Origin of the sequence: Nocardia sp. NPDC059177, assembly GCF_042755165.1 — a bacterium.
Lineage (GTDB): Bacteria > Actinomycetota > Actinomycetes > Mycobacteriales > Mycobacteriaceae > Nocardia.
In genome coordinates this window covers 150,855-173,007 of record NZ_JBHZBX010000001.1, presented here as the reverse complement: position 1 = coordinate 173,007, position 22,153 = coordinate 150,855, and the positions used below count along the sequence as shown (strand labels likewise).

Sequence of the window (22,153 nt, the reverse complement as noted above, 5' to 3'; positions counted from 1 at the left end):
CCGGCTCAGCCCGGGCAGACACCCCCGGTCAGCTCCGGCAGATGCCGCGAGAGCAGCAGCGCGAGCCGGTCCAGCAGGGCGGTGGTGTCATCGAAGGTGCCGGAATCGGCTTGCGCGGCGATCGCTACCGCGAGTCGGCCGCTGCCGACCGGTATCAGGCCGAACTGGCGCACCGTGTAGATCCCGGTGTCGTCGTCGGGGCCCCAGCCACCCTTGAACTCGGTGTCCTCCAGCAGGCCGATGCCCCAGGCCTGATCGGGGGTGATCTGACCCATCAGCCGGGTCACGACCTCGGTGTGCGGCAGACATGGCAGCCGCGAGGCGAAACGAACCTGATCGGCCAGCGACCATTCGGTCACGCCGAACGCGGTCTCATCGATGTCGACATGGGCCACCTTGCCCGATGGGAGCCGCCCGCCCTCGTCGAGCACCTGTTCCACGGCCACGCGGGCCTCGCGCGCGTCACCGAGGGACTCCCACAGCCCCTCGGCGGCGGCGTTGTCCGACACTGTGATCGCGGCCCGCACCATCTCGAAGATCGACTGATGCCGGTCCTGATCGTGGCGCAGCGCGGCGATGGCCAGCGGGATCTTGATCGTCGACCAGGCGATACCGGTGGTCCAGTCGCCGAAGATGGTCATCCGGCCGCCACCGACCGGCATCAACGCCATCCCGACCTGGCCGGGCAGCTGCGACTGCAGCTGGGTGAACTCCGCCGCCAGCGAATCGGGCAGCACGATGGACAGGCCGGGATCCCAGGTATCGTCACTGTTCACGGTGACGGTCGGCGCGCTCACCGGCGTCGCCGTACCGGAGATGGCACACGAGACGGACAGCGCGGCCGAAGCCAGCACCACCCCTTGCAGCAGCAGCCTGCGACAGGCGGCCGCCATAGCGGTCGACTTCACCACCGAATCCTCCCCACCACCCACTGCGCGTCGGCGCCCTGCTTCGGCGGTGCAAACTACTCGTCGAGCGCGCCCGGACGATACCGGACGCATAGCAGTCAGTTTCACCGATTTACGGCGAGAATTCGAATGAGCGTGGTCACACCGCCGGCCGGGTGCCATGCTGGTCCGCCACGGAGGCCGGAAGGGGGTCACAGTGCACGACATCGGTGAGGTGTTCGCGGGGTTCACCATCGAGCGGATGCTCGGCCAGGGCGGGATGGGGACGGTGTATCTGGCGCGGCATCCGCGCCTGGACCGGTTGACCGCGCTCAAGCTGCTCAATCGGGACCTGTTCGCCGACGAGCGCATTCGGGCCAGGTTCGAGCGGGAGGCCGATCTCGCGGCCGGGCTGGACCATCCAGGGATCGTCACCGTCTTCGACCGGGGGACCGAGGGCGAGCAGCTGTGGATCAGCATGCAGTACGTCGACGGGGTCGACGCGGCCACCGTCGACCCGATGACCTTGCCGCCCGAGCGGGCCGTGCAGATCGTCGAGGGCGTGGCCGACGCGCTGGACTACGCGCACGGCAGGGGAGTGCTGCACCGCGATGTGAAGCCGGCCAACGTCCTGCTGGCCCGTTCCAGCGGCGGTCAGGGCGAACGGGTGTTCCTCACCGACTTCGGGATCGCCCGCCTGCGCGCCGATTCCACCCACCTCACCCAGCAGGGCATGTTCACCGCGACGCTGGCCTACGCCTCGCCCGAGCAGATGACCGGCACCGAACTCGACCACCGCTCCGACCAGTACTCCCTGGCCTGCACGCTGTACTGGCTGCTGACCGGCATCGCCCCCTTCGACTCACCCGACCCGAACGAGATCATCCGCGGCACCCTCTACCTGGGCCCGCCACCGCTGGCCCTGCGCCGCCCCGGCCTGCCCCCCGCCCTGGACGCGGTCCTGGCCGCCGCCATGGCCAAACATCCGGCCGCCCGCTTCGACTCCTGCACGGCCTTCACCACCGCGGCCCGCCAGGCTCTGACCTCCACCACCCCACCCGTCCTCCCGCGCCCGACCACCCCACCCCCCACCTACTACCCGCCCGCGCCCCAGCCCGGCGCAGCCCCTTTCGCCCGCCAGGGCTATCCCCCCGCACCCCAACCGAATTGGCCCCAGCAACCCCCAGCCCGCCCCGCCGCGACCCCCCAGCCACCGGCCGTCCCCTACGGTGCCCCGCCACCCGCCGGCGCGCCCCCGTTCGCGGCGCCACGCCTGGTCCCCGCGCAACAACCACCTGCGCCACCGTCCGCGCAACCGGGCGTCCCACCACCGGTGGCAGGGCAACCGCCCACCGCCCAGCCCGGCCCGCAGCCGCCCGCGGTGCGTCCTGGCGGGCAGTCGCCGTCGGCGGGAGTCCAGCCGTCAGGCGCGCAACCAGCCGGGCAACCGCCGCTGGCGCCGCCGGGAGTCCAGTCGTCAGGCGCGCAACCGCCGTCCTCGAGTCCAGCCGGGCAGCCGTCTGCGGGGCTCGGTTCGCAATCACCGCCCGGCACGCAGAATGCGGGTTCGGTTTCGGGGCAGGAAGATTCGGCGGCGTCGGATGCGGCGGTAGTGAGCGGGCGGAGCCGTGGGTCCGCGTCGCGAGAGGAGGGGCCGCGCGCGTCCGGTGCCGGCGGCGACAGCAGTGGCGGTCCGCGAGCCGATGCTCCGGGAGATGTATCTGCCACGGCGGCAACCGATGTCGTCGCCAGGCCGAAACTTGACGCGCGCGAAGTTGCGAACGCGAATGCCCGGACCGATGTGGCGGCGGTCGCGTCGCATGACCGGTCGGGCCGATTCACGAATAGTGAATCATCCGGAGACGCAGTGGATTCCGTCGAAATGCCGCGGCTGGATGTCGACGCCGCGGACAGCACGTCATCGAGTGGAACACGCGGCCCTGCTGGTTCGCCCGGCGATTCGGCCGCGCGAGCATCGGACGGTGCCCGGGTGGGCGATACCGAGCATGGGCTCGGTGATGGCCAGCAGGACGTCGTCCAGGCCGCGCCGGACGGCAATCCGCAGCGCTCCGGCGATTCGCAAGCCAACGGCCCGGACGCCCGATCGGCTGGTGTGCCGCAGAGTCCGGACGCCTTGCCGTCGGGTTCGGGTGTTGCTCCGGGAGGGCTTTCGCAGGGGGAGGCGGTGCCGATGAGTGCCGGTGCGGATGGCCCGGCGACCGGGGGACTGCCGATGCTGCCGCCTGGTCCGGATGGTCCGGCGACCGGCGGACTGCCGATGCTGCGTGGGCAGGCGCCCTGGACGGGGCAGCCACCCGGGCGGCCGGTGGGGCGGTCGGGGAAGCGCGGGCGGGTTTCCGGGCTGCATCGGTTCGGGTGGCTGATGCTGGGTTTTCTGGTGCTGGCGTTGGTGGCGTTGCTGCTGGCGTTGGTGGTTGTGGTGTTGCCCGGTGACGACGACGAAGCGGCGCCGAGTGCGGCCGGGGGAAGTGCGCCGACCAGTGCGACGGCGAGTATCAGTGAGCTGGACGAGGATTCGCTGATCGCCAGCAGGCAGATCTTCCCGACACTGGTGCCCCAGGGCGCGGCGACCGTCGGCCCCGGGTATCGGGGTGCGCGGTGTGCCGCGGTGCGGGACGTGAGCGAACTGGAGTGGAAAGAGCCTGCGCTGCAATGGAATCCGATCACCATCGGCTGGCAGTGCGAGCGGGTCGGCAACGGTGCGGCGGCGGTGAGCTATCTGGTGCTCGAATACGCCGACCCGGCGCACGCGCGGTCGGTGGTCGGGGCGATGCCGGGTGCGGTCCGGTACGAGGGCGACAAGGACGGGGTGCCGTTCGTATTGCGCCGCTGGGCAGTCGCCGATCCGGCGAGCGCGCGGATCCAGACCGCGCACCAGGTGGTGAGCTTCCCCGACGACGAGGAGCGCGCGAACTACCTGATCGTGGTGAGCCGCCGGGGCAGCAGTGGCGCCAACGGCGCACCACGCCCGTCCGCCCAGGACGAAGTGATCGCCTGGTGGGACGAGGTTCCGTTGTAGCCCGACCGCGGCGGCCCACGCAATATGCCGCCGCGGCAGACCTCAGTCGACCGCGAGTGCCGCGATGATCGGCATCCGCGAGGCCCGCAGCGCGGGCGGGATGGAACCGAGCAGCGCCAGCCCCAGCGCGACCACACCGTAGACCAGCAGCAGCGGGCTGGGCTGATACACGATGTCGATGGTCATCGCGTGCCCGATCGCGATGGTGGCCAGGTACTGCACGGCCGCGCCGACCACCAGCCCGATCGCCGCGCCGACGATGCCGATCCCCGCCGCCTCGGCCAGCACCGACCGCAACAGGAACGTGCGATTGGTGCCCATGGCGCGCAGCACCCCGAGTTCGCGGCGCCGTTCCAGCACCGAGAGCATCAAGGTGTTGAGCAGGGCCACCGTCGACACCAGCACGACGATCCACAGGATCATGGTGCTCATCGCCGACCCCTGTTCCACACTCGACGAGATGGCCGCGACCATGTCGACGCCACGTTCGACGTGGATCGCCTCGGGCACCACCGACCGGACCGCGTCGCGCACCGCCTGCGGGTCAGCGCCGGGCGCGAACTGCACCGACAGGATCGTCTCACCCGGCCGCTGATACCAGTCCCGCATCTGGTCCAGGCTCATCATCACCACCCCGGACACTGCGGTGAAGTACGGAATCACCTGCAGCACAGGCACAGTCCGTTCCCCGGACGGCGTCGGCATGGTGATCTCGTCACCGACGGCGAGTTGCAGGGACCGAGCCACGTCGCGGGTGATGACCACCCCTTCGCCGCGCGCCATCCGGTCGATCACCTCGGGATCGACAGCGCCCAGCCTGGACTCGTCGCGCCGGGCCGGGTAGCCCTGCAACATCACTCGTCCGCTGCCGATCGTCGCGAAGGCCATCTGGGCGGGCCCCACGTACGCGACCCCGGGTACGGCCGCCACCTTCGCGGCGGTTTCGGCCGGCAGAACAGGGCCGGTCGGGAACTGCTCGACCGGACTGGGACTCACATACAGGTCGGCGTCGCCGAGGCTGGCGAACGACGCGGTCGCCGAGTCGACCATATTGCTCGACGCCCCGCCCAGGGCGACCACCGCGCTGACCCCCATCATCACCGTCATCGCCGTCGCCCAGACGCGGCGCGGTGCCCGCTCCAGCGTTGTCGCGCCGAGCGCGCCCGGCGCCCCGAACCAGCCGGCGATGACCGCGGCCGCGCGCACGATCGGGCGGGTGGCGGCGAAGCAGATCAGCACCGTGGCGGACAGCGAGGCCGAGATCGAGGCGAGGGAGATCCGCCCCAGATCGAGGTAGGCCAGCACGATCGCCGCCGCGCCGAGGCCGAGTCCCGCGACCAGCGCGGCCCAGCGCAGCCACGCCCCGCCACCGGCGGCATCACTGGCCTCCACCGGCGCCAGCGCCTCGACCGGGGCGACCTTGTACACCTGCCGCGCCGCGATCGCGGCCGCCAGCACCGTGGCCATTACACAGGCCGCGATCGCCGCGGGCACAGCGTAATTCGGCACCATGAACTCGGTGCGCGCCTCGACAGACTGCACGATCGCCGCGGGCAGCCGGTCGATCGAGAACCGGCCGATGAACACCCCGATCACGGCGCCGACAGCGCCACCGATCAGCCCGAGCAGCGCCGCCTCGACCAGCAGATCACGCACCATCGGCGCGCGTTTGCCACCGATCGCGCGCAGCAGCGACAGGGTCGGCCTGCGCTGGGTCACCGCCATACTCATCGCGTTGTAGATCAGGAACGACGACACGATCAGTGCCGCCGCCGAGGACATCAGCGTGGAATAGCGCAGGATCTGGATCGCGCCGCCGGCCTGGGCGGTGCGCAGACTGGGCTCGGCGACCACCGCGCGCCCGTCCACCACCTCGGTGAGCGCGGTGCGCAGCGCACCCACGTCGGTCCCCGCCTTCGCGATGATCTGCACCGAGTCGAGCTTGCCGACCTTGTCGGTGAGCAGCTGCGCCAGCGGCAGCGGCGCGGCGATCACATGGCCACCGTTGAGCCGATCGGTCGCCTCGGCCGGGAGCACCCCGGCGACCGTGGCGGTGCCCCAGCCGACCGGAATGCTGTCGCCTTCCTGATAGCCCATCGCCGCACCGACCAGCACGCCCTTGGGGGTACTGATCAGCTCGGTCGTGTATTCGGCCATCGGCCCGGCCAGATCGCTGCCGAGCGCGGTGATGGTCTGGTCGGCGCCGATCAGCATCGCCCGGTCGGGACCGGTGCCCAGGGTCGCGCGCAGCATCGGCACCGCGGCCCGCACCCCGGGCGCCGCGGCGAGCGCGGGCAGCATCGACTGCTCGAATCCGGCGTCGGTGATGCCGGTGACCTCGAGGACGGCGTCACCGGCCAGGCCGCGGGTCAGCTGGTCGACCGACCCGGTGACCGAGCCGGAGATGCTCAGCACCGCCACCAGCAGCGCCGCCGAGACCCCCATCACCGCCCCGGACAGGAAGGTCCGGCCCGGATGCCGGATCAGCTCGCCGATATTGAACAGCCGCAAGCGATCCCAGGCCGCCGCGATCACGCGTCCACCCGCGGCTGCACCACGTCGTCGGCGCCGATCCGCCCGTCGCGCAAGGTGATCACCCGATCGCAGTAGGCGACCGCACCCATGTCGTGGGTCACCATCACCACCGAATTGCCTTGCGCGGTGATCTCACCCAGCAGGCCGAGGATCGCCTCGCCGGTCTTGGAATCGAGATTGCCGGTCGGTTCGTCGGCCAGGATCAGCGGCGGGTCCATGATCAGCGCGCGAGCCACCGCCACTCGCTGCATCTGGCCGCCGGACAGCTCGGCGGGGCGGTGCTGGGCGCGATCACCCAGGCAGACCAGGTCGAGCAGCTCCAGCGCGCGCGGCTTGGCCTTGCGAAGTCCGGTGCCGTCCAGCAACTTCGGCACCGCGACGTTCTCCCACGCCGACAGCGTGGGCAGCAGATTGAAGAACTGGAAGACGAAGCCCACCTGTTCGAGCCGGAACGCGGCCTGTTCGTCTTCGTCGAGTCCGCCGATCTCGGTGCCGCGGAAGCGGATCGAGCCCTCATCGGGCCGATCGAGGGCGCCGAGCAGATGCAGCAGCGTGGATTTCCCCGATCCGGACGGGCCGATGATCGAGGTGAACTGTCCGGTCTCGATGCGCAGGCTCACTGCGTCGAGCGCGCGCACCTGCTGATCGCCGACGCGGTACTGCTTGACCACCTCGCTCAGCTCGAGCATCGGTGGCTCCTGCGGTGATGACGTGTCCGGCATGTGTTGTCCCCCAGGGGTATTCGATGAACGACAGTCAGCGCGCGAGCGCCCGGGCACGGGTAGTGTGCCCGATCACCGGGCGGGCGTCGAGGATTGCCCGCAGCGCGGGCTGCTCGGCGGCCAGTGCCAGATAGGCGTCCAGTGGTGTGTCGTCGTCGATTTCGGCGAGTTCGAGTTTGACGTGCAGATGATTGTCCCAGCGGTTCGCCAGTGCCAGCATCAATCCGTCGATCCCGCCGAAGAGACGGTCCAGTTCCGGCAGGCCGGCGAACAGATCGGGATCGTGCGGGTCCTCGGCAGCCCTGGCGAGCACGGTGTGCACGATCTCGGTGCGACGGTGCAGATCGGTCCAGGTCATGAGCTTCACCTTCCGTGAGCGGTGCCCATGACGCTACGGAGCGCGCGCGGCCGAATCGTCGTGCCGAGGACCCGACTTCTTCTCCTACCCCGGTAGGAGACAGACACCGTTCCCGGGACGATGACGCAGCGGCGGCACGGCGGCTAGCCTTGGCTCATGGAGGTGAGTAACGCCGTCTCCGCGACCAGTGCGGGCCGGACGAGCCGCTGGCGGCGGCTCGCGGACCCGCCGTGGGCGCGGGTGCGCCGGATGCTCGCTCTCGCGCGCGAGCGCATCGAATCGTTGCCCTACGACTATCCGCCCGCGGTGATCATCGGCGCCGACCTGGCCCTGCTGGTGATCACCGGCGCGGCCGTGATCCAGCGGCATTCCTACTTTCCGAGCCCGCTCCCGCTGATCGCGATGGCCACCGCCTTCCTGCCGATCCCGCTGTTCGCGATCTTCGGGGTGATGCCGCACCCGGCGATATTGAAAGGGTCGGCGTTGCTGTCGTGCGCGCTGTTCCTGCTGCAGCCGGTCAGCGCCGATTTCGCGCCGTTCGTGCTGGTGGTCGTCGCCGGTGAGGTAGCCGCGGTCGCCTCGCGCGGGCTCACCATCGGGTTCGCGCTGCTCGCGATCGCCGAGCTGGTCGCCTTCGATCTCGCCGGGCACGTGCAGTGGGGCGATACGGGCCAGCGATTGCAGGGCCTGCCGATGTATGTACTGGGGATCATCCTCGGTGTCTTCGTCGGGGTGATGCTGCAATACCAGCGCCGTTTCCTGTACCAGGAGCGCGAGAACCAGGCCATTCGCGCCAATCACGCCGCCGACGAGGAGCGGCGCCGGATCGCGCGCGAGGTGCACGACGTGATCGCGCACTCGCTCTCGATCACCCTGCTGCACCTGACCGCGGCCCGGCGCGCGCTGCAAACCGACGACGACGTCACCGAGGCGGTCGACGCGCTCGTCGACGCCGAACGCCTCGGCAGGCAGGCGATGGCCGACATCCGCCGCACCGTCGGCATGCTCGACGCCGGTCCGGCGCTGCGGGTGCCCGAACCCAGCGCCGCCGATATCGACGAACTCATCGGCGACTTCCGCCGCGCGGGCCTGGCCATCGACTACCACCGCACCGGCGACCTGACCGTCGTCGAGGGCGCCGTGGGGCACGCGCTGTACCGCATCGGCCAGGAATCGCTGGCCAATGTCGCCAAACACGCGCCCGGCAACGCGGCGACGGTGCGACTCGACGTCAGCACCGAACGGGCCGCGCTGATGGTGACCAACCCGCTGCCGCTCGGTCCGGCGCGACACGGCGACACCGGCATGGGCGTGCGCGGGATGCGTAAACGCACCGAACTGCTCGGCGGGACGATCATCGCGGGCGCCGCCGACGACGCCTGGCTGGTGCGTGCGGTGTTCCCGCTCGGGTCCAGCGCGTGCTCGACGATCGCGACCACGCTGACCGGCCTGCTCAGAATCAAACCCCAGGAGGACATGTGACCGCCGCCGCGCCGCTGGACAACCCGGTGACGGTGCTCGTCGTCGACGATCAGGAACTCGTGCGCGGGGGACTGCGCCGTATCCTGCGCCGCCGCGACGGGTTCACCGTCACCGAATGCGCCGACGGTGACGAGGTCGCGGCCGCGGTCGCCGCCGAACGTCCCGACGTGGTGCTGATGGACCTGCGGATGAAACGCGTCGGCGGCATCGATGCGACCCGGTTGCTGCGTGCGCGCGCCGACGCGCCACCGGTGCTCGTGCTCACCACCTTCGACGACGATCAGCTGCTCTCCGGTGCGTTGCGGGCGGGCGCGGCCGGATTCCTGCTCAAGGACTCGCCCGCCGAGGACCTCATCCGCGCGGTGCGCACCGTCGCCGCAGGCGGCGCGTGGCTCGACCCGTCGGTCACCGGGCGGGTGCTCACCGCCTACCGCACCGTCAAACCGAGCGGTACGCGCACCGACCGCCGGCTCGGCGACCTCACCGCCCGCGAGTTCGAAGTGCTCGAACTGATCGGCAGAGGCCGGGTCAACAGCGAGATCGCCGCCGAACTCGGCATCTCGGAAGTCACCGTGAAAAGCCACGTAGGACACATATTCGGCAAGCTCGACCTGCGCGATCGCGCCGCCGCGATCGTGTTCGCGTTTGACCACGGCGTGGTGACACCGGGAGAATCTTCCTTCTGACGAGCAGGTGCGCAGGCCTGCCAGAGGTGGGAGGCGGGCGCTGGTGGGTACACCTGGGTCACGGGCGGGCAGCAGATTCGGCCCGTACGAACTGCGGTCGATGCTGGGCAAGGGCGGCATGGGGGAGGTCTACGAGGCCTACGACACCGGCAAGGACCGGGTGGTCGCCCTGAAGTTGCTGGCCGAGGAGCTCGCGCAGGACCCGGCCTATCAGGTCCGGTTCCGCCGTGAGTCGCAGGCCGCGGCCAAGCTCGCCGAGCCGCATGTCATCCCGATCCACGACTGGGGTGTGATCAACGGGGTGCTGTTCATCGACATGCGCCTGGTCCCCGGGACCGATCTGCGCACGGTGCTGCACCAGGGCGGGCCGCTGAGCCCGGACCGCGCGGTCGCCGTGGTCGAGCAGATCGCCGCCGCCCTCGACGCCGCGCACGCGGGTGGGCTGGTGCATCGCGATGTGAAACCGGCCAATATCCTCGTCACCCCCGCCGATTTCGCCTACCTGGCCGACTTCGGCATCGCGCACACCGAGGGCGACAGCGCGGTGACCCAGACCGGCATGGCCATGGGTTCCTACATCTATATGGCGCCGGAACGCTTCGATGTCGGCCCGATCTCGCACCGCGCCGACATCTACTCGCTGGCCTGCGTCCTGCACGAATGCCTCACCGGCGGTTCGCCGTTCCCCGCCGCCAGCATGAGCGTGCTCATCCGCGCCCACCTCTCCGAAGCGCCCCCGCGCCCCAGCGCCATCATCCACGGCCTGCCGCCGGGCCTCGACGACATCATCGCCCGCGGCATGGCCAAGGACCCCGCCGACCGCTACGCCTCGGCCGGTGCACTGGCCGTCGCCGCCCGCGAGGTCCTCAACGCCGCCATCCAGCACGCCCCCGCCAACTACGGCGCGCGTCCCGGCACCTTCGGCGGCAGCCAGAATCCGGGCGCCCCGTCCGCTGGGGGACCTGTGCCGTTCGGTGGCGGCTCGCAGTCCGGCGGTGTGCCCTTCGGCGCTGAGAGCGGCCGGAATTCGGGTGCGGTCGCGTTCGGTGCGGGTGCGCGGCCGGGTGCGGCGGAGTTCGAGGCGGGTTCGCAGTCCGGTGCGGTGCCGTTCGGTGCCGAGGGTGGCCGGAATTCGGGTGCGGTCGCGTTCGGTGCGGGTGCGCAGTCCGGTGCTGTGCCGTTCGGGTCCGACAGCAGTCGGAATTCCGGTGCTGTCGCGCACGGCGGTGCGGGTTCGCAGTCGGGGCGGGACTCGGGCACCGCCCAACCCGGGGTCCGCTCGGGGTCGCAGTCGGGGGCAGTGGCATTCGGTGCCGGGTCGGCGGCGGAGGCCAGTGCTGCCACGTTCGGGGCGGCGGCTGCCGCGCGGCGGGGTGGGTCGACCGGTGGGAATCCGGTGGGATCCGACCGTGGTGCGCAGAGCGGGCCGGTGCCGGGAACGGCGAGTTCCGGGTCGTCGACCGGTGCTGCGCGGAAAGCGAAGGGCGACACCGGTCGCGACGAGGCCGGGGAATCCGCCGAGCAGACGCCGACGCCGACCGGTGAGTTCCGGGTCGTCGGCGCGGTCGCCGCGACCGGCGGCATCGAGACCTCGCGCAGCCAGACCACCGCGACCGGTGCCCAGCCGACGCTGATCATCCGCCCGCCGGAGCAGCGTCCCGGCGGCAACGACACCACCGGTTTCCGCCGCGTCCCGGTGGAGGGTGCGGGGGAGGTCTCCGTCCCCGCCGTGATCCAACCCACCGGCCCCACCGAAATCCGCGCCGCCGACACCCATTTCACCCCCCTCCCACCCGCCGACGGCCCGGCCGAACCCCCGGCCCCCGAACCCCCACCGGCCTACACCCCGGACCAGGGCCTCCCACGCATGCGCCCGTTCCCCGACGCGCATCTCTACAACGACTTCGGCGAACCCTCCTCCCAGACCCCCGCCGACCACCCCTTCCCGCCCCCGCAACCGAACCCGGCCCCTGCCACCCAGCGCTACCACGGCGAACCCCCACTCCCAGGCCGCCCCGGCGAGTTCCCGCCTCCCAGCGGCACCGAACGCCCGGCACCGGGCGGACCCCCGCGCACGGGCGAGTTCCCCACCCCCGGATCCCCAGCAACCCAGCGCTATCCGGGCGATCCCCCACTTCCCGGCCGCCAGGCCCCGCCCGAACGCTCCGGCGAGTTCCCCCTCCCCGGTTCCCCGGCAACCCAGCGCTATCCGGGCGAGCCCCCACTTCCCGGCCGCCAGGCCCCGCCCGAACGCTCGGGCGAGTTTCCCCTCGCCGGTTCCCCTGCGACCCAACGTAATTCCGCTGACTACCCGCAACCGGGTACCCCCCAGCGCTCAGGCGAATTCCCGATTCCCGGCCGCCCCGGAGCGCCCACCGAGCGCTACCCCGGCGAGGGCCCGGCCTTCGGTCCCCAGGGTTCTGATGAGTTCCCGGTTCCCGGTCGTCCGGGCTCGCCCACTGAGCGCTACCCCGGCGAGTATCCGACCCCTGGTCCTCCGGGTTCGGTTCAGCGCTCCGGCGAGTTCTCAGTTCCGGGTTCCCCTGCAACACAACGCTATTCCGGTGAAGGTTCCGCGTTCGGCGATCACGGTTCGGGTGAGTTCCCGGTCCCCGGTCGCCCGGGTGCTCCCGCCGAGCGCTACCCCGATGACCACCGGCTGCCTGGTGCTCAGGGTTCGGCTCAGCGCTCGGGTGAGTTCCCGGTCCCCGGCGCTCCCGCCGAGCGCTATTCGGGTGAGGGCCCGATGCCCGGTCCCGCGCGCTCCGGTGAGTTCCCATTTGCCGGTGCCCCGGCGACGCAGCGCTATCCCGGCGAGAACCCGGAGCGGTTCGGTCCGCCCGCTGATGAATTCGACGATCACCGGTTCGGTGCGAATCCGGGTGCCCGCCCTGGTGATTCGGCCTTCCCCGGCGATGACCGGGCGAATCCGGATGCCCGATTCGGCTCCGCGCCCGGAGCTTCGGGTGCGGATCGCGCGAACCCGCCGTTCGGCGCGGCGACGCGGAAGTTCGGCGGCGACGACGACCAATTCGACGCATTCGGTCGCGAGGGTGACGATCCCGCCGCCCGGACCCAGATGTTCGGTGCCGACGCGTACGCCGACGACCGGTTCGGCCCGGCCGACGATCCGCAGCGCTACGCCGCCACCCAGCACTTCGGCGGCGCCGGCCAGGTGGGCCCGCCGACCGAGCAGTACGACCCCGCCGGCCTCGACGCCCAGCGCGCGGCACCGACCCAGCACTATCAGGGCGGGCCGGCGGACCCGCAGCGCGCGCAGCCGACGCATCAGTACCGCGGCGGGGCAGCCCCGTTCCCGGCGCACCAGGCGCCCGCCGAGTACGACGACCACGGCGGCCAGGAAGCCGCCTACTCGCAATACGATGAGCACCAGCAAGCCTACGGCGACCACGCCTACCGCGATCCGGCCTACGATCCCGGTTACGGTCCGGACCAGCACTGGCCGGAGGAGGACCGGCGTCCCCGCCGCTCGCTGCTGCTGCCGGTGCTCGTCGGTGTGCTCACCGTGGTCGTCCTGGCCATCGGCGGCGCGATCGGCTGGCGGCTGATGTCGGCGACCGACTCCGCCGACACCACCGCCGGCGCCCCGACCACGCTCGCCCCGGCCACCGGTCAGCCCGCCGGGACCACCCCGCGCGCCACCACCGCGGCCCCGACCACCTCGGCCGGTCCGGTCACCCTGCCCGCCGGCGCGCAACCCTGCGAATCCGGCTCCGCCGGTGGCACTTTCGGCAACGCGGCGGTCGGCAACACCGTTACCAGCTGCCCGTTCGCCGAAGCGGTCCGCGAGGCCTACGCCAGCGGTGGATCGGGCACGGCGACGCGGCCGGTGGTGGCGACCAGCCCGGTCACCGGCCGCACCTACACGATGACCTGCACGCCCGAGGGCAAGCTCGTCACCTGCACCGGCGGCGAGAACGCGATCGTCTACGTCTACTGATCCGGTCGGTCGCGACCCCGGCGTCGCGACCGGTCGGGCAGGCCGTGGTCCGCGGCCCCGAAACCGGCTGCGACGGCGGTCACAGCGGTTTGACGTGCAGTGCAAGGGTCATAGACGATGACTGCGCGGCCCGGAGGAATCGCCCCGGGACCGAGCTTTCGGAGGAACCTTGCCCACCACGTCGGCCCCGGCGCGCCCGAGTATCCGCCAGGCCGTCACCGAGATCGATCACCTGCCCGCCGCCCGGGTCTTCGCCGGGCTGGCCGTCCCCGGACTGATACTCATCGCGCTCGGCCGGGAGGACCTGCTCATCTTCGCGGTGTTCGGTTCCTTCACCGGCATGTACGGATTCGCCGAATCGCCACGTCAGCGCCTGCTGCATCAGAGCGAGGCCGCGGTGATGCTGGTCGGCGCGGTCGGCGCGGGCATCCTGCTGGCCCGCCTGCACGCGTCGCCCGTGGTGCTCGTCGTCGCGGTGACGGTGTTCGCCGCGCTCGCCTCGCCGATCACCGACCGGCTCGGCCTGCGCCCCGAAGGCCCGTTCTTCGGCATCTTCGCCTTCGGCGCCATCGCCATGGTGGCCCACGTGCAGCCGAATCCTGTTCTCGCCCTGATGATCTGCGCGGCCACCGCCGTCTTGTGTGTGGTGGTCGGCTACCTCGAATCCGTGCGCCGGGCCCGGGACCCGAACGCGCCGGAGATCGCGCCGCACCGGACCGGGCGCATCTCCCTCGTCCAGGCGGCCCGCTACGCGCTGGCTATCTCGATCGCCGGCGGTATCGGCCTGCTGCTCGGTGTCGGCCATGCCAACTGGGTGATGGCGGGTGCGGCGGTACCGCTGGCGGCCGCGAGCGCCCGCGACCGGATCAACCGTGGGCTGCATCGTGTCGCGGGCACCGTGCTCGGCCTCCTGGTGACCGCGCCGCTGCTGATCCCCGGACCCAGCCCGGCCGTGCTGGCGCTGGCCATCATCGCGCTGCTGTACCCGACCGAACTGTTCATGGCTCGCCACTACGCGCTGGCACTGGGCTTCTTCACCCCGCTGATCATCTCGATGACCGAGCTGGCCAGCCCGGCCGATCCGCTGACCATGCTCACCGACCGCGGGGTGGACACCCTGCTCGGCGCCGCGGTCGGTATCGCCGTCGCCGTACTCGTGCGCGATACCGGTGTGCCCGGCTTGCCGACACAGTCATGCGAACCGTTGCATACTGACGCTATGGCTGATGACAACCAGTGGTACTACTGCATCAAGCATCACAAGGCCGAGCAGGGCAAGACCTGCTGGTACGGCGACCGGATGGGCCCGTACCCCGATCAGGCCACCGCCGAACGCGCACTCGAGATCGCCCGCGCCCGCAACAAGGCCGCCGACGCCGAGGACGACTGAGCGATCCGGCCGCAGGATCGGCGACCTCGATGAGCAGAGTCACCACACGCCGCAAGACGACCCGCCTGTCCCCGAGCGGCCGGGTCGAGCGACCCGACACCCTGGCGGTGGAGGAACCGCTGGAGATCCGGGTCGACGGGCGCTCGCTCACCGTCACCATGCGAACCCCGGGCAACGACATCGATCTGGTGCACGGGTTCCTCTTCGGCGAGGGCATCATCGCCTCGGCCGAGGACCTCGTCACCGCCCGCTATTGCGCGGGCACCGACGAGCAGGGCCACAACACCTACAACGTGCTCGACCTGCGTCTGCGCACCCCGGCCTCGATCCACACCCGCAATTTCCTGACCACCGGCGCGTGCGGGCTCTGCGGAAAATCCGCCCTCGACGAGGTGCGCACGACCACTCGCTATCCCATCCCGCACGACACCGCGGCGGTCACCACCACCGTGCTGGCCGGGCTGCCCCGGCAACTGCGGGCCGGGCAGAAACTCTTCGACGCCACCGGCGGCCTGCACGCGGCGGGCCTGTTCACCACCGACGGCACCCTGCTGGCCCTGCGCGAGGACATCGGCAGGCACAACGCCGTCGACAAGGTGATCGGCTGGGCGGTACGGGAGAACCGGATTCCCGCCCACGATCTGATGCTCGTGGTGAGCAGCCGCGCGTCGTTCGAACTGGCCCAGAAGGCGGTGATGGCCGGCCTGCCGATCCTGGCCGCGGTGTCGGCGCCGAGCTCGCTGGCCGTCGACCTGGCTGCCGACGCCGGCCTGACCCTGGTCGGCTTCCTGCGCGGCGAATCGATGAACATCTACACCGGTGAACACCGTCTGAGCTGAGCTATTTGCGGTCGGGGTGGGCTTGCGCCATGCTGCCCAGTACGGTGTCGGGACGGGTTACCCAGCACCGAAAGCCCGGGGGAGTTCACAAACGAAGATGCTTCACATGATGACGAACAACCGACGTCGCGTTCGATCGGTGCTGTACGCGCTGCTCGGTACTCTCGCCCTGCTCACCGCCGCCTGCGGGCCCGAACCGACGGCGCCCGTGGCCGAGCCGACCATCACCACGGCTCCCGTCGCGGTCGACCCCGGCCTGGGCGGTGGCGATATCTCCATCGCGGTCCCCGGCAGTCTGGCCGGCGATTTCGCCGCCCTCCAGCAGGGCTTCCGCGGCACCATGGGCCTGGCGATCATGCCGGTCGGCGGCGGCCAGGCGGTCACCTTCGGCAACTGGACCACGGGTCCGGCCTGGTCGACGATCAAGGTGCCGCTGGCCATCGCCGCCCTGCGCAACAGCTCCGCCTACGTCACCACGGCGACCGCGGCCATCACCGCCTCCGACAACAGCGCCGCCGACACCCTGTGGGAGTCGTTGGGCGGCGCCGAGGCGGCCGCCCTGGCCGTGGTCGGCGTGCTGCGCGAGGGCGGTGACACCAAGACCACGGTGCCCGCGGTGCGCACCCGCTCCGACGCCTCGATCTACGGTCAGGCCGAATGGGCGCTGACCGACCAGGTGCGCTTCGCCGCGAACCTGCCCTGCCTCCCGCAGAGCGAACGCGTGGTCGGGCTCATGCAGCAGATCATCCCGAGTCACCGCTGGGGGCTCGGCGCCTTCGGCAGCGCCGAATTCAAGGGCGGATGGGGGCCGGACCTGTCCGGCAAGTACCTGGTCCGCCAGTTCGGGATGATCGACTCGCCCTCGGGCCGGATCGCGATCGCCTTCGCCGCGCAACCGGATTCGGGCGCCTTCGCCGACGGCATGGCCATGCTCGACAAGATGGCCACCCTGATCTCCGGGCACCTCGGTGAACTGGCCGGTGGTCACTGCGCCTGATCAGCGCGGGTGCGGCAAGATGAACGCCATGCGCATCGGAGTCTTGACCGGAGGCGGAGACTGTCCAGGGCTGAACGCGGTGATCCGGGCGGTGGTCCGCACCGCGAACGGCCGCTACGGCGACGCGATCGTCGGATTCGAGGACGGCTGGCGCGGCCTACTCGAGGATCGCAAGATCCGCATCCACAACGACGACCGCACGGACCGGCTGCTCGCCAAGGGCGGCACCATGCTCGGCACCGCCCGCACCAATCCGGAGGTGCTGCGCGAGGGCCTCGGCCGGCTCGAGCGGACCCTCGACGACAACGGCATCGACGCGCTCATCCCGATCGGCGGCGAAGGCACCCTCACCGCGGCGAGCTGGCTCTCCGACGAGGGCGTACCGGTGGTCGGTGTGCCCAAGACCATCGACAACGACATCGACTGCACCGACGTCACTTTCGGCCACGACACCGCCCTGTCCATCGCCACCGAGGCCATCGACCGGCTGCACACCACCGCGGAATCGCATCAGCGCGTCATGCTCGTCGAGGTGATGGGCAGGCACGCGGGCTGGATCGCGCTGAACTCCGGCATCGCCGCGGGCGCGCACCTGACCCTGGTCCCCGAGGAACCCTTCGACGTCGCCCAGGTGTGCGCGATGATCAAATCGCGGTTCCAGCGCGGCGACAAGCACTTCATCTGCGTGGTCGCCGAGGGCGCGCATCCGGCGCCCGATTCCGGATTCGCCCTGCGTGAGGGCGGAATCGACGAGTTCGGCCACGAACGCTTCACCGGCGTCGCCCAGCAGCTCGGCGCCGAGATCGAGCGCCGGATCGGCAAGGAGGTCCGCACCACCGTGCTCGGGCACGTCCAGCGCGGTGGCAGCCCGACCCCCTACGACCGCATCCTGGCGACCCGCTTCGGCGTGCACGCCGCCGAGGCCGTGCACGCCGGGCACTTCGGCATGATGGTCGCCCTGCATGGCACCGCGATCGGCCTGGTCCCGCTCTCGGAGGCGACCAAGCAGCTCAAACGGGTTCCCGCCGAACGGCTCAGCGAGGCACAGGCCTTTTTCGGCTGACTTGTCGGTGCGCATCGGTACCGTGGCTGTATGCGCCCCGGCCGAGTGATCGTCACGGTTCTGTTCGTCGTCGCCGCGTTGGTCGCGGGCTGTTCGGGATCCACCGACGAACAGTCCACGCCGACCGCCGTACTCGGGGCGTGGCACGGCGAGCTCGCCAACGGCGGTCAGCCGGTGGCGATCGGGGTGAGCTTCGCCGAGGACGGCTCGGCCACCATCGACATCCCCCTGCAGGGTGTGCGGGCGGCACCGCTGAAAGACGTACGCACCGAACCGGACCGGGTCGAGTTCGCCATGGCCGATGTCCCCGGCGACCCGCGCTACAGCGGCACACTCGACGGCGACCAGATCACCGGCGAATGGGCGCAACACGGGCAGACGGTACCGCTGGTGCTCAGCCGCGGTCCGGTCCCGGCCCCGGCCCGGCCGCAGGAGCCTGCCCCGCCGTACCCCTACCGCAGCGAGGACGTCAGCTATCCCAGCGGTGACATCACCATCGCCGGCACCCTCACCGAACCCGAGGGCGCCGGACCGTTCCCGGCGATCCTGATGATCACCGGCAGCGGCCCGCAGGACCGCGACGAGTCCCTTGCCGGGCACCGCCCGTTCCTGCTGCTGGCCGACACCTTCACCCGGGCCGGCTATGCCGTTCTGCGCGTCGACGATCGCGGCGTCGGCGGTACCGGCGGCGATCTCGATCAGGCCACCTATCCCATACTCGCCGACGATGCCGCCGCCGGCGTCGATTTCCTGCGCGCCCGTCCGGAGATCGACCCGGCGCGGGTCGGCCTGTTCGGGCACAGCGAAGGCGGCTACCTCGCCCCGCTGGTCGCGACCCGCCCCGACAGCGGGGTGGCCTTCGCGGTGCTGATGGCGGGCCCGTCGGTGGTCGGCGCCGACATCCTGATCGAACAGAACAAGCTCACCATGGCCGCCGAGGGCGCCGCGCAGAGCGATATCGACGCCCAGATCGACTACCTCACCCAGTGGACGAACCTGTTGCGCGCCGGTGACACCGCGGGCGCGAAGGCCTTCGTCGAGCAGCACAACCAGGCCCAGCCCGAAGACCAGCGCGCCACGCAAGAAGCCATCGACTCCTTCAACACCCCGTACATGACGGCGTTGGTCACCTACGACCCGAAACCGGCGCTCGAGGCCATGCGGATCCCGGTGCTGGCGTTCTTCGGCGGCAAGGACCTACAGGTGCCCGCCGCGCAGAACGAGGGCCCGATGCGGGCGAATCTCGCGGGCTCGCCCGATGCGACAGTGCACAGCTTCCCCGGCCTCAACCACCTCATGCAGCCCACCGAGACCGGCAAACCCAGCGAGTACTCGACCATCGAGACCACCGTCGACCCGGCCGTGCTGACCTATGTCACCGACTGGCTCACCCAGCGCGTCCCGCCGCGCTAGGACCACCGCCGAGCGGCGTCGGAGGGCTTACCTAGACTCTTGGGTATGAGCGCACCTACGGTCGAGTTGATGGATTACGCCGATGTCATCTCCCGGTACGAGCCGGTGCTCGGCATGGAGGTCCACGTCGAGTTGTCCACGGCGACCAAGATGTTCTGCGGCTGCCCCACCGAATTCGGCGCCGAACCCAATACCCAGGTGTGCCCGGTGTGCCTCGGCCTGCCCGGCTCGCTGCCGGTGGTCAACGAGCAGGCCGTCGAGTCGGCCATCCGCATCGGCCTCGCGCTGAACTGTTCGATCACCCCGTGGGGCCGGTTCGCGCGCAAGAACTACTTCTACCCGGACCAGCCGAAGAACTACCAGATCAGCCAGTACGACGAGCCGATCGCCACCGAGGGCTACCTCGACGTGGTGCTCGACGACGGCTCCACCTTCCGGGTCGACATCGAACGCGCCCACATGGAGGAGGACACCGGCAAGTCGCTGCACGTGGGCGGTGCGACCGGCCGGATCCACGGCGCCAGTCACTCGCTGCTCGACTTCAACCGCGCCGGCGTGCCGCTGATCGAGATCGTCACCAAACCGATCACCGGGGCAGGCGAGCGCGCCCCCGAGGTGGCCCGCGCGTATGTCACCGCGCTGCGCGAGGTACTGCGTTCGCTGCACGTCTCGGACGTGAAGATGGAGCAGGGCTCGCTGCGCTGTGACGCCAATGTGTCGCTGATGCCGGTGGGCGCGAAGGAATTCGGCACCCGCACCGAGACCAAGAACGTGAACTCGCTCAAGAGCGTCGAGGTCGCGGTGCGCTACGAGATGCGCCGCCAGGCCGCCGTGCTCACCGCGGGCGGCGAGATCGTCCAGGAGACCCGCCACTTCAACGAGGCCGACGGGTCCACCTCCGCGGGCCGCCGCAAGGAGACCGCCGAGGACTACCGCTACTTCCCGGAGCCGGACCTCGAGCCGGTCGCCCCGGACGCGGCCTGGGTCGAGGAACTGCGCGGCACCATTCCCGAATACCCGTGGCTGGTGCGCGCGCGCATCCAGGCCGACTGGGGCCTGTCCGACGAGGTCATGCGCGACCTGGTCAACGCGGGTGCCCTCGACCTGATCATCGCCACCGTCGAGGCGGGCGCGGGCGCCGACGAGGCCCGCTCCTGGTGGGTCGCCTACCTGACCGAGAAGGCCAAGGAGCGCGAGGTCGCCCTCGCCGAGCTGCCCATCACCCCGGCCCAGGTCGCGGCGGTCATCGGGCTGGTCGAGGCCAAGACCGTGAACAACAAGGTCGCCAAGCAGGTCGTCGACTTCGTCCTCGCCGGTGCGGGCGAGCCGGCCGCCATCGTCGAGGCCAAGGGTCTCGGCATGGTCAGCGACGACTCCGCCCTGCAGGCCGAGGTCGAGAAGGCACTGGCCGCCAACCCCGACATCGCCGACAAGATCCGCGCGGGCAAGGTCCAGGCCGCGGGCAAGATCGTCGGCGACGTCATGAAGGCCACCCGAGGCCAGGCCGACGCGGCCAAGGTCCGCGACTTGGTTATCGCCGCCTGCTCCTAGGACGACGAAAAACGGCCGCCCGCACTGTTTTCACAGGCGGGCGGCCGTCGCGTATCCGCTCTAGTCCGGGCCGCCCGCGCCGCCCTGCGGGGGCGGGATGCGCACGACGCGGTCGTCGAATTCGCCCGGCTCGCCGTCGGTCTTGTTGATCGTGGTCACCCAGACGCTGCCGTCGGCGCTCGCGGTGGCGCCGAGGAGTTTGCCGTACTTGTCCTGGGCGATCAGCGTGGGCGCGGTGGTGACGGCGAAGGTGGCCGGGTCGGCGGCGACCGCGGCCAGCGCCTTGGCTTCGCTCAGGGCCACCGCGACCCCGTCCCCGGTGGCTGTGCAGCCGCCGACGCCGGGATGGTCGGGCCAGGTCCAGGCGACCGTGAGGGTGCCGTCGGCGCCGAGGTGCTGGAGCCGGTCCTCGGCGGCGGTGCGGTCGGTGACCCACATGCCGTCCTTGCCGTCGCGGCACAGATCACCGGCCGTGCCGATCCCCGAGGCGACCACCTGCGGGGTATTGGTGCCCGACGTGGGTGACTCCAGGCGCAGGACTTTGCCGCCGAGCGAGCTGGGATCGGCCGCGGCGGCGGGGTTCCCGGCGTCGCCGGTGAGCACCAGCAGCTGAGTGGGTGTCGCCCATTCGAGCGCACCGCGATTGCCGGTGGCGCCCTTGGGAATTCCGGTGAGGATCTCCTTGGTGCCGCCGCCCTCGGAGATACGGACCACGCGATTGTCGCTGCCGGTGGTGATGTAGGCGTACATCAGGCCGTCTTCGTGGAAGGTGGGCGAGAGCACGATATCGGAGATGCCACCGTCACCGGATCCGTCGACGGCCACGCTGGCGACCTCCACCGGCGGCGGCTGCGGGGTACTCGCGTCGACCGGGGTCACCTGCAGGATGCGGCCGGTGCGCCGCTCGGCCACCAGCGCGCCCTCACCCACCGAGATCAGCCCCGACGCCGAATCCAGGCAGGTGGCGATCACATTCGGATCGGGATCGATACACGGACCCGTCGGCCGCGGCGGCTGCGACGGCGAATCCTGTGGCTTCTTCGGCTCCGCCCCCGACCCACCCAGCGACGGCTCGGTCGTGAACGGGCTCGACGCCGATTCGTCGAACCGCGCGCACCCGGCGACCAGCACGGTACCGATTGCCAACCCGACTGCCACGCGGCCCGCGATTCCCGAACTCATGCGTCAGACGTTACCGGCAGTCGAGCGGGGTGGACACGCCTGATCGA

General features: G+C 70.9%; 15 protein-coding genes. 10 read left to right on the top strand and 5 right to left on the bottom strand.

All coding sequences use genetic code 11. The features are described 5' to 3' along the window. Window positions 1-5: 5 nt before the first annotated feature. Window positions 6-908, bottom strand: a complete 903-nt coding sequence (locus ACFXK0_RS00790; protein ID WP_379407535.1) for a hypothetical protein — start codon at window positions 906-908, stop codon at window positions 6-8. Window positions 909-1,104: 196 nt separating this feature from the next. Here ACFXK0_RS00790 and ACFXK0_RS00785 point away from each other — a divergent pair, with 196 nt between their 5' ends. Next, on the top strand, window positions 1,105-3,927 hold the full coding sequence (locus ACFXK0_RS00785; protein ID WP_379407534.1) for a protein kinase: 2,823 nt from the start codon (window positions 1,105-1,107) through the stop codon (window positions 3,925-3,927). A 42-nt stretch (window positions 3,928-3,969) separates the two neighbouring features. Here the strand turns inward: ACFXK0_RS00785 and ACFXK0_RS00780 are convergent, their stop codons facing one another. The 3 genes from ACFXK0_RS00780 to ACFXK0_RS00770 form a co-directional block, all read right to left on the bottom strand. Next, on the bottom strand, window positions 3,970-6,462 hold the full coding sequence (locus ACFXK0_RS00780) for an FtsX-like permease family protein (protein ID WP_379407533.1): 2,493 nt from the start codon (window positions 6,460-6,462) through the stop codon (window positions 3,970-3,972). Next, window positions 6,459-7,151: an ABC transporter ATP-binding protein gene (locus ACFXK0_RS00775; protein ID WP_379407531.1), complete on the bottom strand. Its 693-nt coding sequence runs from the start codon at window positions 7,149-7,151 to the stop codon at window positions 6,459-6,461. The genes ACFXK0_RS00780 and ACFXK0_RS00775 overlap by 4 nt, the downstream gene beginning before the upstream one ends. Window positions 7,152-7,218: 67 nt before the next feature. Then, entirely contained in the window at window positions 7,219-7,542 is a 324-nt protein-coding gene (locus ACFXK0_RS00770; RefSeq protein ID WP_379407530.1) for a hypothetical protein, read from the bottom strand. A gap of 156 nt (window positions 7,543-7,698) precedes the next feature. Here ACFXK0_RS00770 and ACFXK0_RS00765 point away from each other — a divergent pair, with 156 nt between their 5' ends. From ACFXK0_RS00765 to gatB, 9 genes are all read left to right on the top strand, one after another. Continuing rightward, window positions 7,699-9,024 (top strand): sensor histidine kinase, encoded by a 1,326-nt coding sequence (locus ACFXK0_RS00765; protein WP_379407529.1) that lies wholly within the window; start codon window positions 7,699-7,701, stop codon window positions 9,022-9,024. Then, the gene (locus ACFXK0_RS00760; RefSeq protein WP_379407528.1) at window positions 9,021-9,710 is read left to right on the top strand and encodes a response regulator; all 690 of its coding nucleotides are present in this window, start codon (window positions 9,021-9,023) and stop codon (window positions 9,708-9,710) included. The genes ACFXK0_RS00765 and ACFXK0_RS00760 overlap by 4 nt, the downstream gene beginning before the upstream one ends. Before the next feature lie 43 nt (window positions 9,711-9,753). Then, the gene (locus tag ACFXK0_RS00755) at window positions 9,754-13,671 is read left to right on the top strand and encodes a protein kinase (protein WP_379407527.1); all 3,918 of its coding nucleotides are present in this window, start codon (window positions 9,754-9,756) and stop codon (window positions 13,669-13,671) included. Window positions 13,672-13,840: 169 nt separating this feature from the next. Next, window positions 13,841-15,061, top strand: a complete 1,221-nt coding sequence (locus ACFXK0_RS00750; protein ID WP_379407525.1) for an FUSC family protein — start codon at window positions 13,841-13,843, stop codon at window positions 15,059-15,061. A gap of 29 nt (window positions 15,062-15,090) precedes the next feature. Further along, window positions 15,091-15,900, top strand: a complete 810-nt coding sequence (fdhD, locus tag ACFXK0_RS00745) for a formate dehydrogenase accessory sulfurtransferase FdhD (protein WP_379407523.1) — start codon at window positions 15,091-15,093, stop codon at window positions 15,898-15,900. A gap of 109 nt (window positions 15,901-16,009) precedes the next feature. After that, window positions 16,010-16,897, top strand: coding sequence for a hypothetical protein (locus tag ACFXK0_RS00740; protein WP_379407522.1), 888 nt, complete (start codon window positions 16,010-16,012; stop codon window positions 16,895-16,897). Between the two features lie 28 nt (window positions 16,898-16,925). Then, a complete protein-coding gene (locus ACFXK0_RS00735) occupies window positions 16,926-17,960 on the top strand; it encodes an ATP-dependent 6-phosphofructokinase (RefSeq protein ID WP_379407521.1) in 1,035 nt (344 codons plus the stop codon). 30 nt (window positions 17,961-17,990) lie between these two features. Continuing rightward, complete coding sequence (locus tag ACFXK0_RS00730; RefSeq protein ID WP_379407520.1) at window positions 17,991-19,373, top strand: alpha/beta hydrolase family protein; 1,383 nt, start codon at window positions 17,991-17,993, stop codon at window positions 19,371-19,373. Window positions 19,374-19,418: 45 nt separating this feature from the next. Next, window positions 19,419-20,924 (top strand): Asp-tRNA(Asn)/Glu-tRNA(Gln) amidotransferase subunit GatB, encoded by a 1,506-nt coding sequence (gatB, locus tag ACFXK0_RS00725; protein ID WP_379407519.1) that lies wholly within the window; start codon window positions 19,419-19,421, stop codon window positions 20,922-20,924. Window positions 20,925-20,984: 60 nt separating this feature from the next. Here gatB and ACFXK0_RS00720 read toward each other — a convergent pair whose 3' ends face one another. Then, a complete protein-coding gene (locus ACFXK0_RS00720; RefSeq protein WP_379407517.1) occupies window positions 20,985-22,106 on the bottom strand; it encodes a PQQ-dependent sugar dehydrogenase in 1,122 nt (373 codons plus the stop codon). Window positions 22,107-22,153: the final 47 nt, after the last annotated feature.

Bases quoted from the DNA above. Each gene is read 5' to 3' on its own strand.
- ACFXK0_RS00735 (WP_379407521.1), top strand. From the start codon at position 16,926: ATGCGCATCGGAGTCTTGACCGGAGGCGGAGACTGTCCAGGGCTGAAC.
- ACFXK0_RS00765 (WP_379407529.1), top strand. From the start codon at position 7,699: ATGGAGGTGAGTAACGCCGTCTCCGCGACCAGTGCGGGCCGGACGAGC.
- ACFXK0_RS00770 (WP_379407530.1), bottom strand. From the start codon at position 7,542: ATGACCTGGACCGATCTGCACCGTCGCACCGAGATCGTGCACACCGTG.
- ACFXK0_RS00775 (WP_379407531.1), bottom strand. From the start codon at position 7,151: ATGCTCGAGCTGAGCGAGGTGGTCAAGCAGTACCGCGTCGGCGATCAG.
- ACFXK0_RS00730 (WP_379407520.1), top strand. From the start codon at position 17,991: ATGCGCCCCGGCCGAGTGATCGTCACGGTTCTGTTCGTCGTCGCCGCG.
- ACFXK0_RS00720 (WP_379407517.1), bottom strand. From the start codon at position 22,106: ATGAGTTCGGGAATCGCGGGCCGCGTGGCAGTCGGGTTGGCAATCGGT.
- gatB (WP_379407519.1), top strand. From the start codon at position 19,419: ATGAGCGCACCTACGGTCGAGTTGATGGATTACGCCGATGTCATCTCC.
- fdhD (WP_379407523.1), top strand. From the start codon at position 15,091: ATGAGCAGAGTCACCACACGCCGCAAGACGACCCGCCTGTCCCCGAGC.
- ACFXK0_RS00740 (WP_379407522.1), top strand. From the start codon at position 16,010: ATGACGAACAACCGACGTCGCGTTCGATCGGTGCTGTACGCGCTGCTC.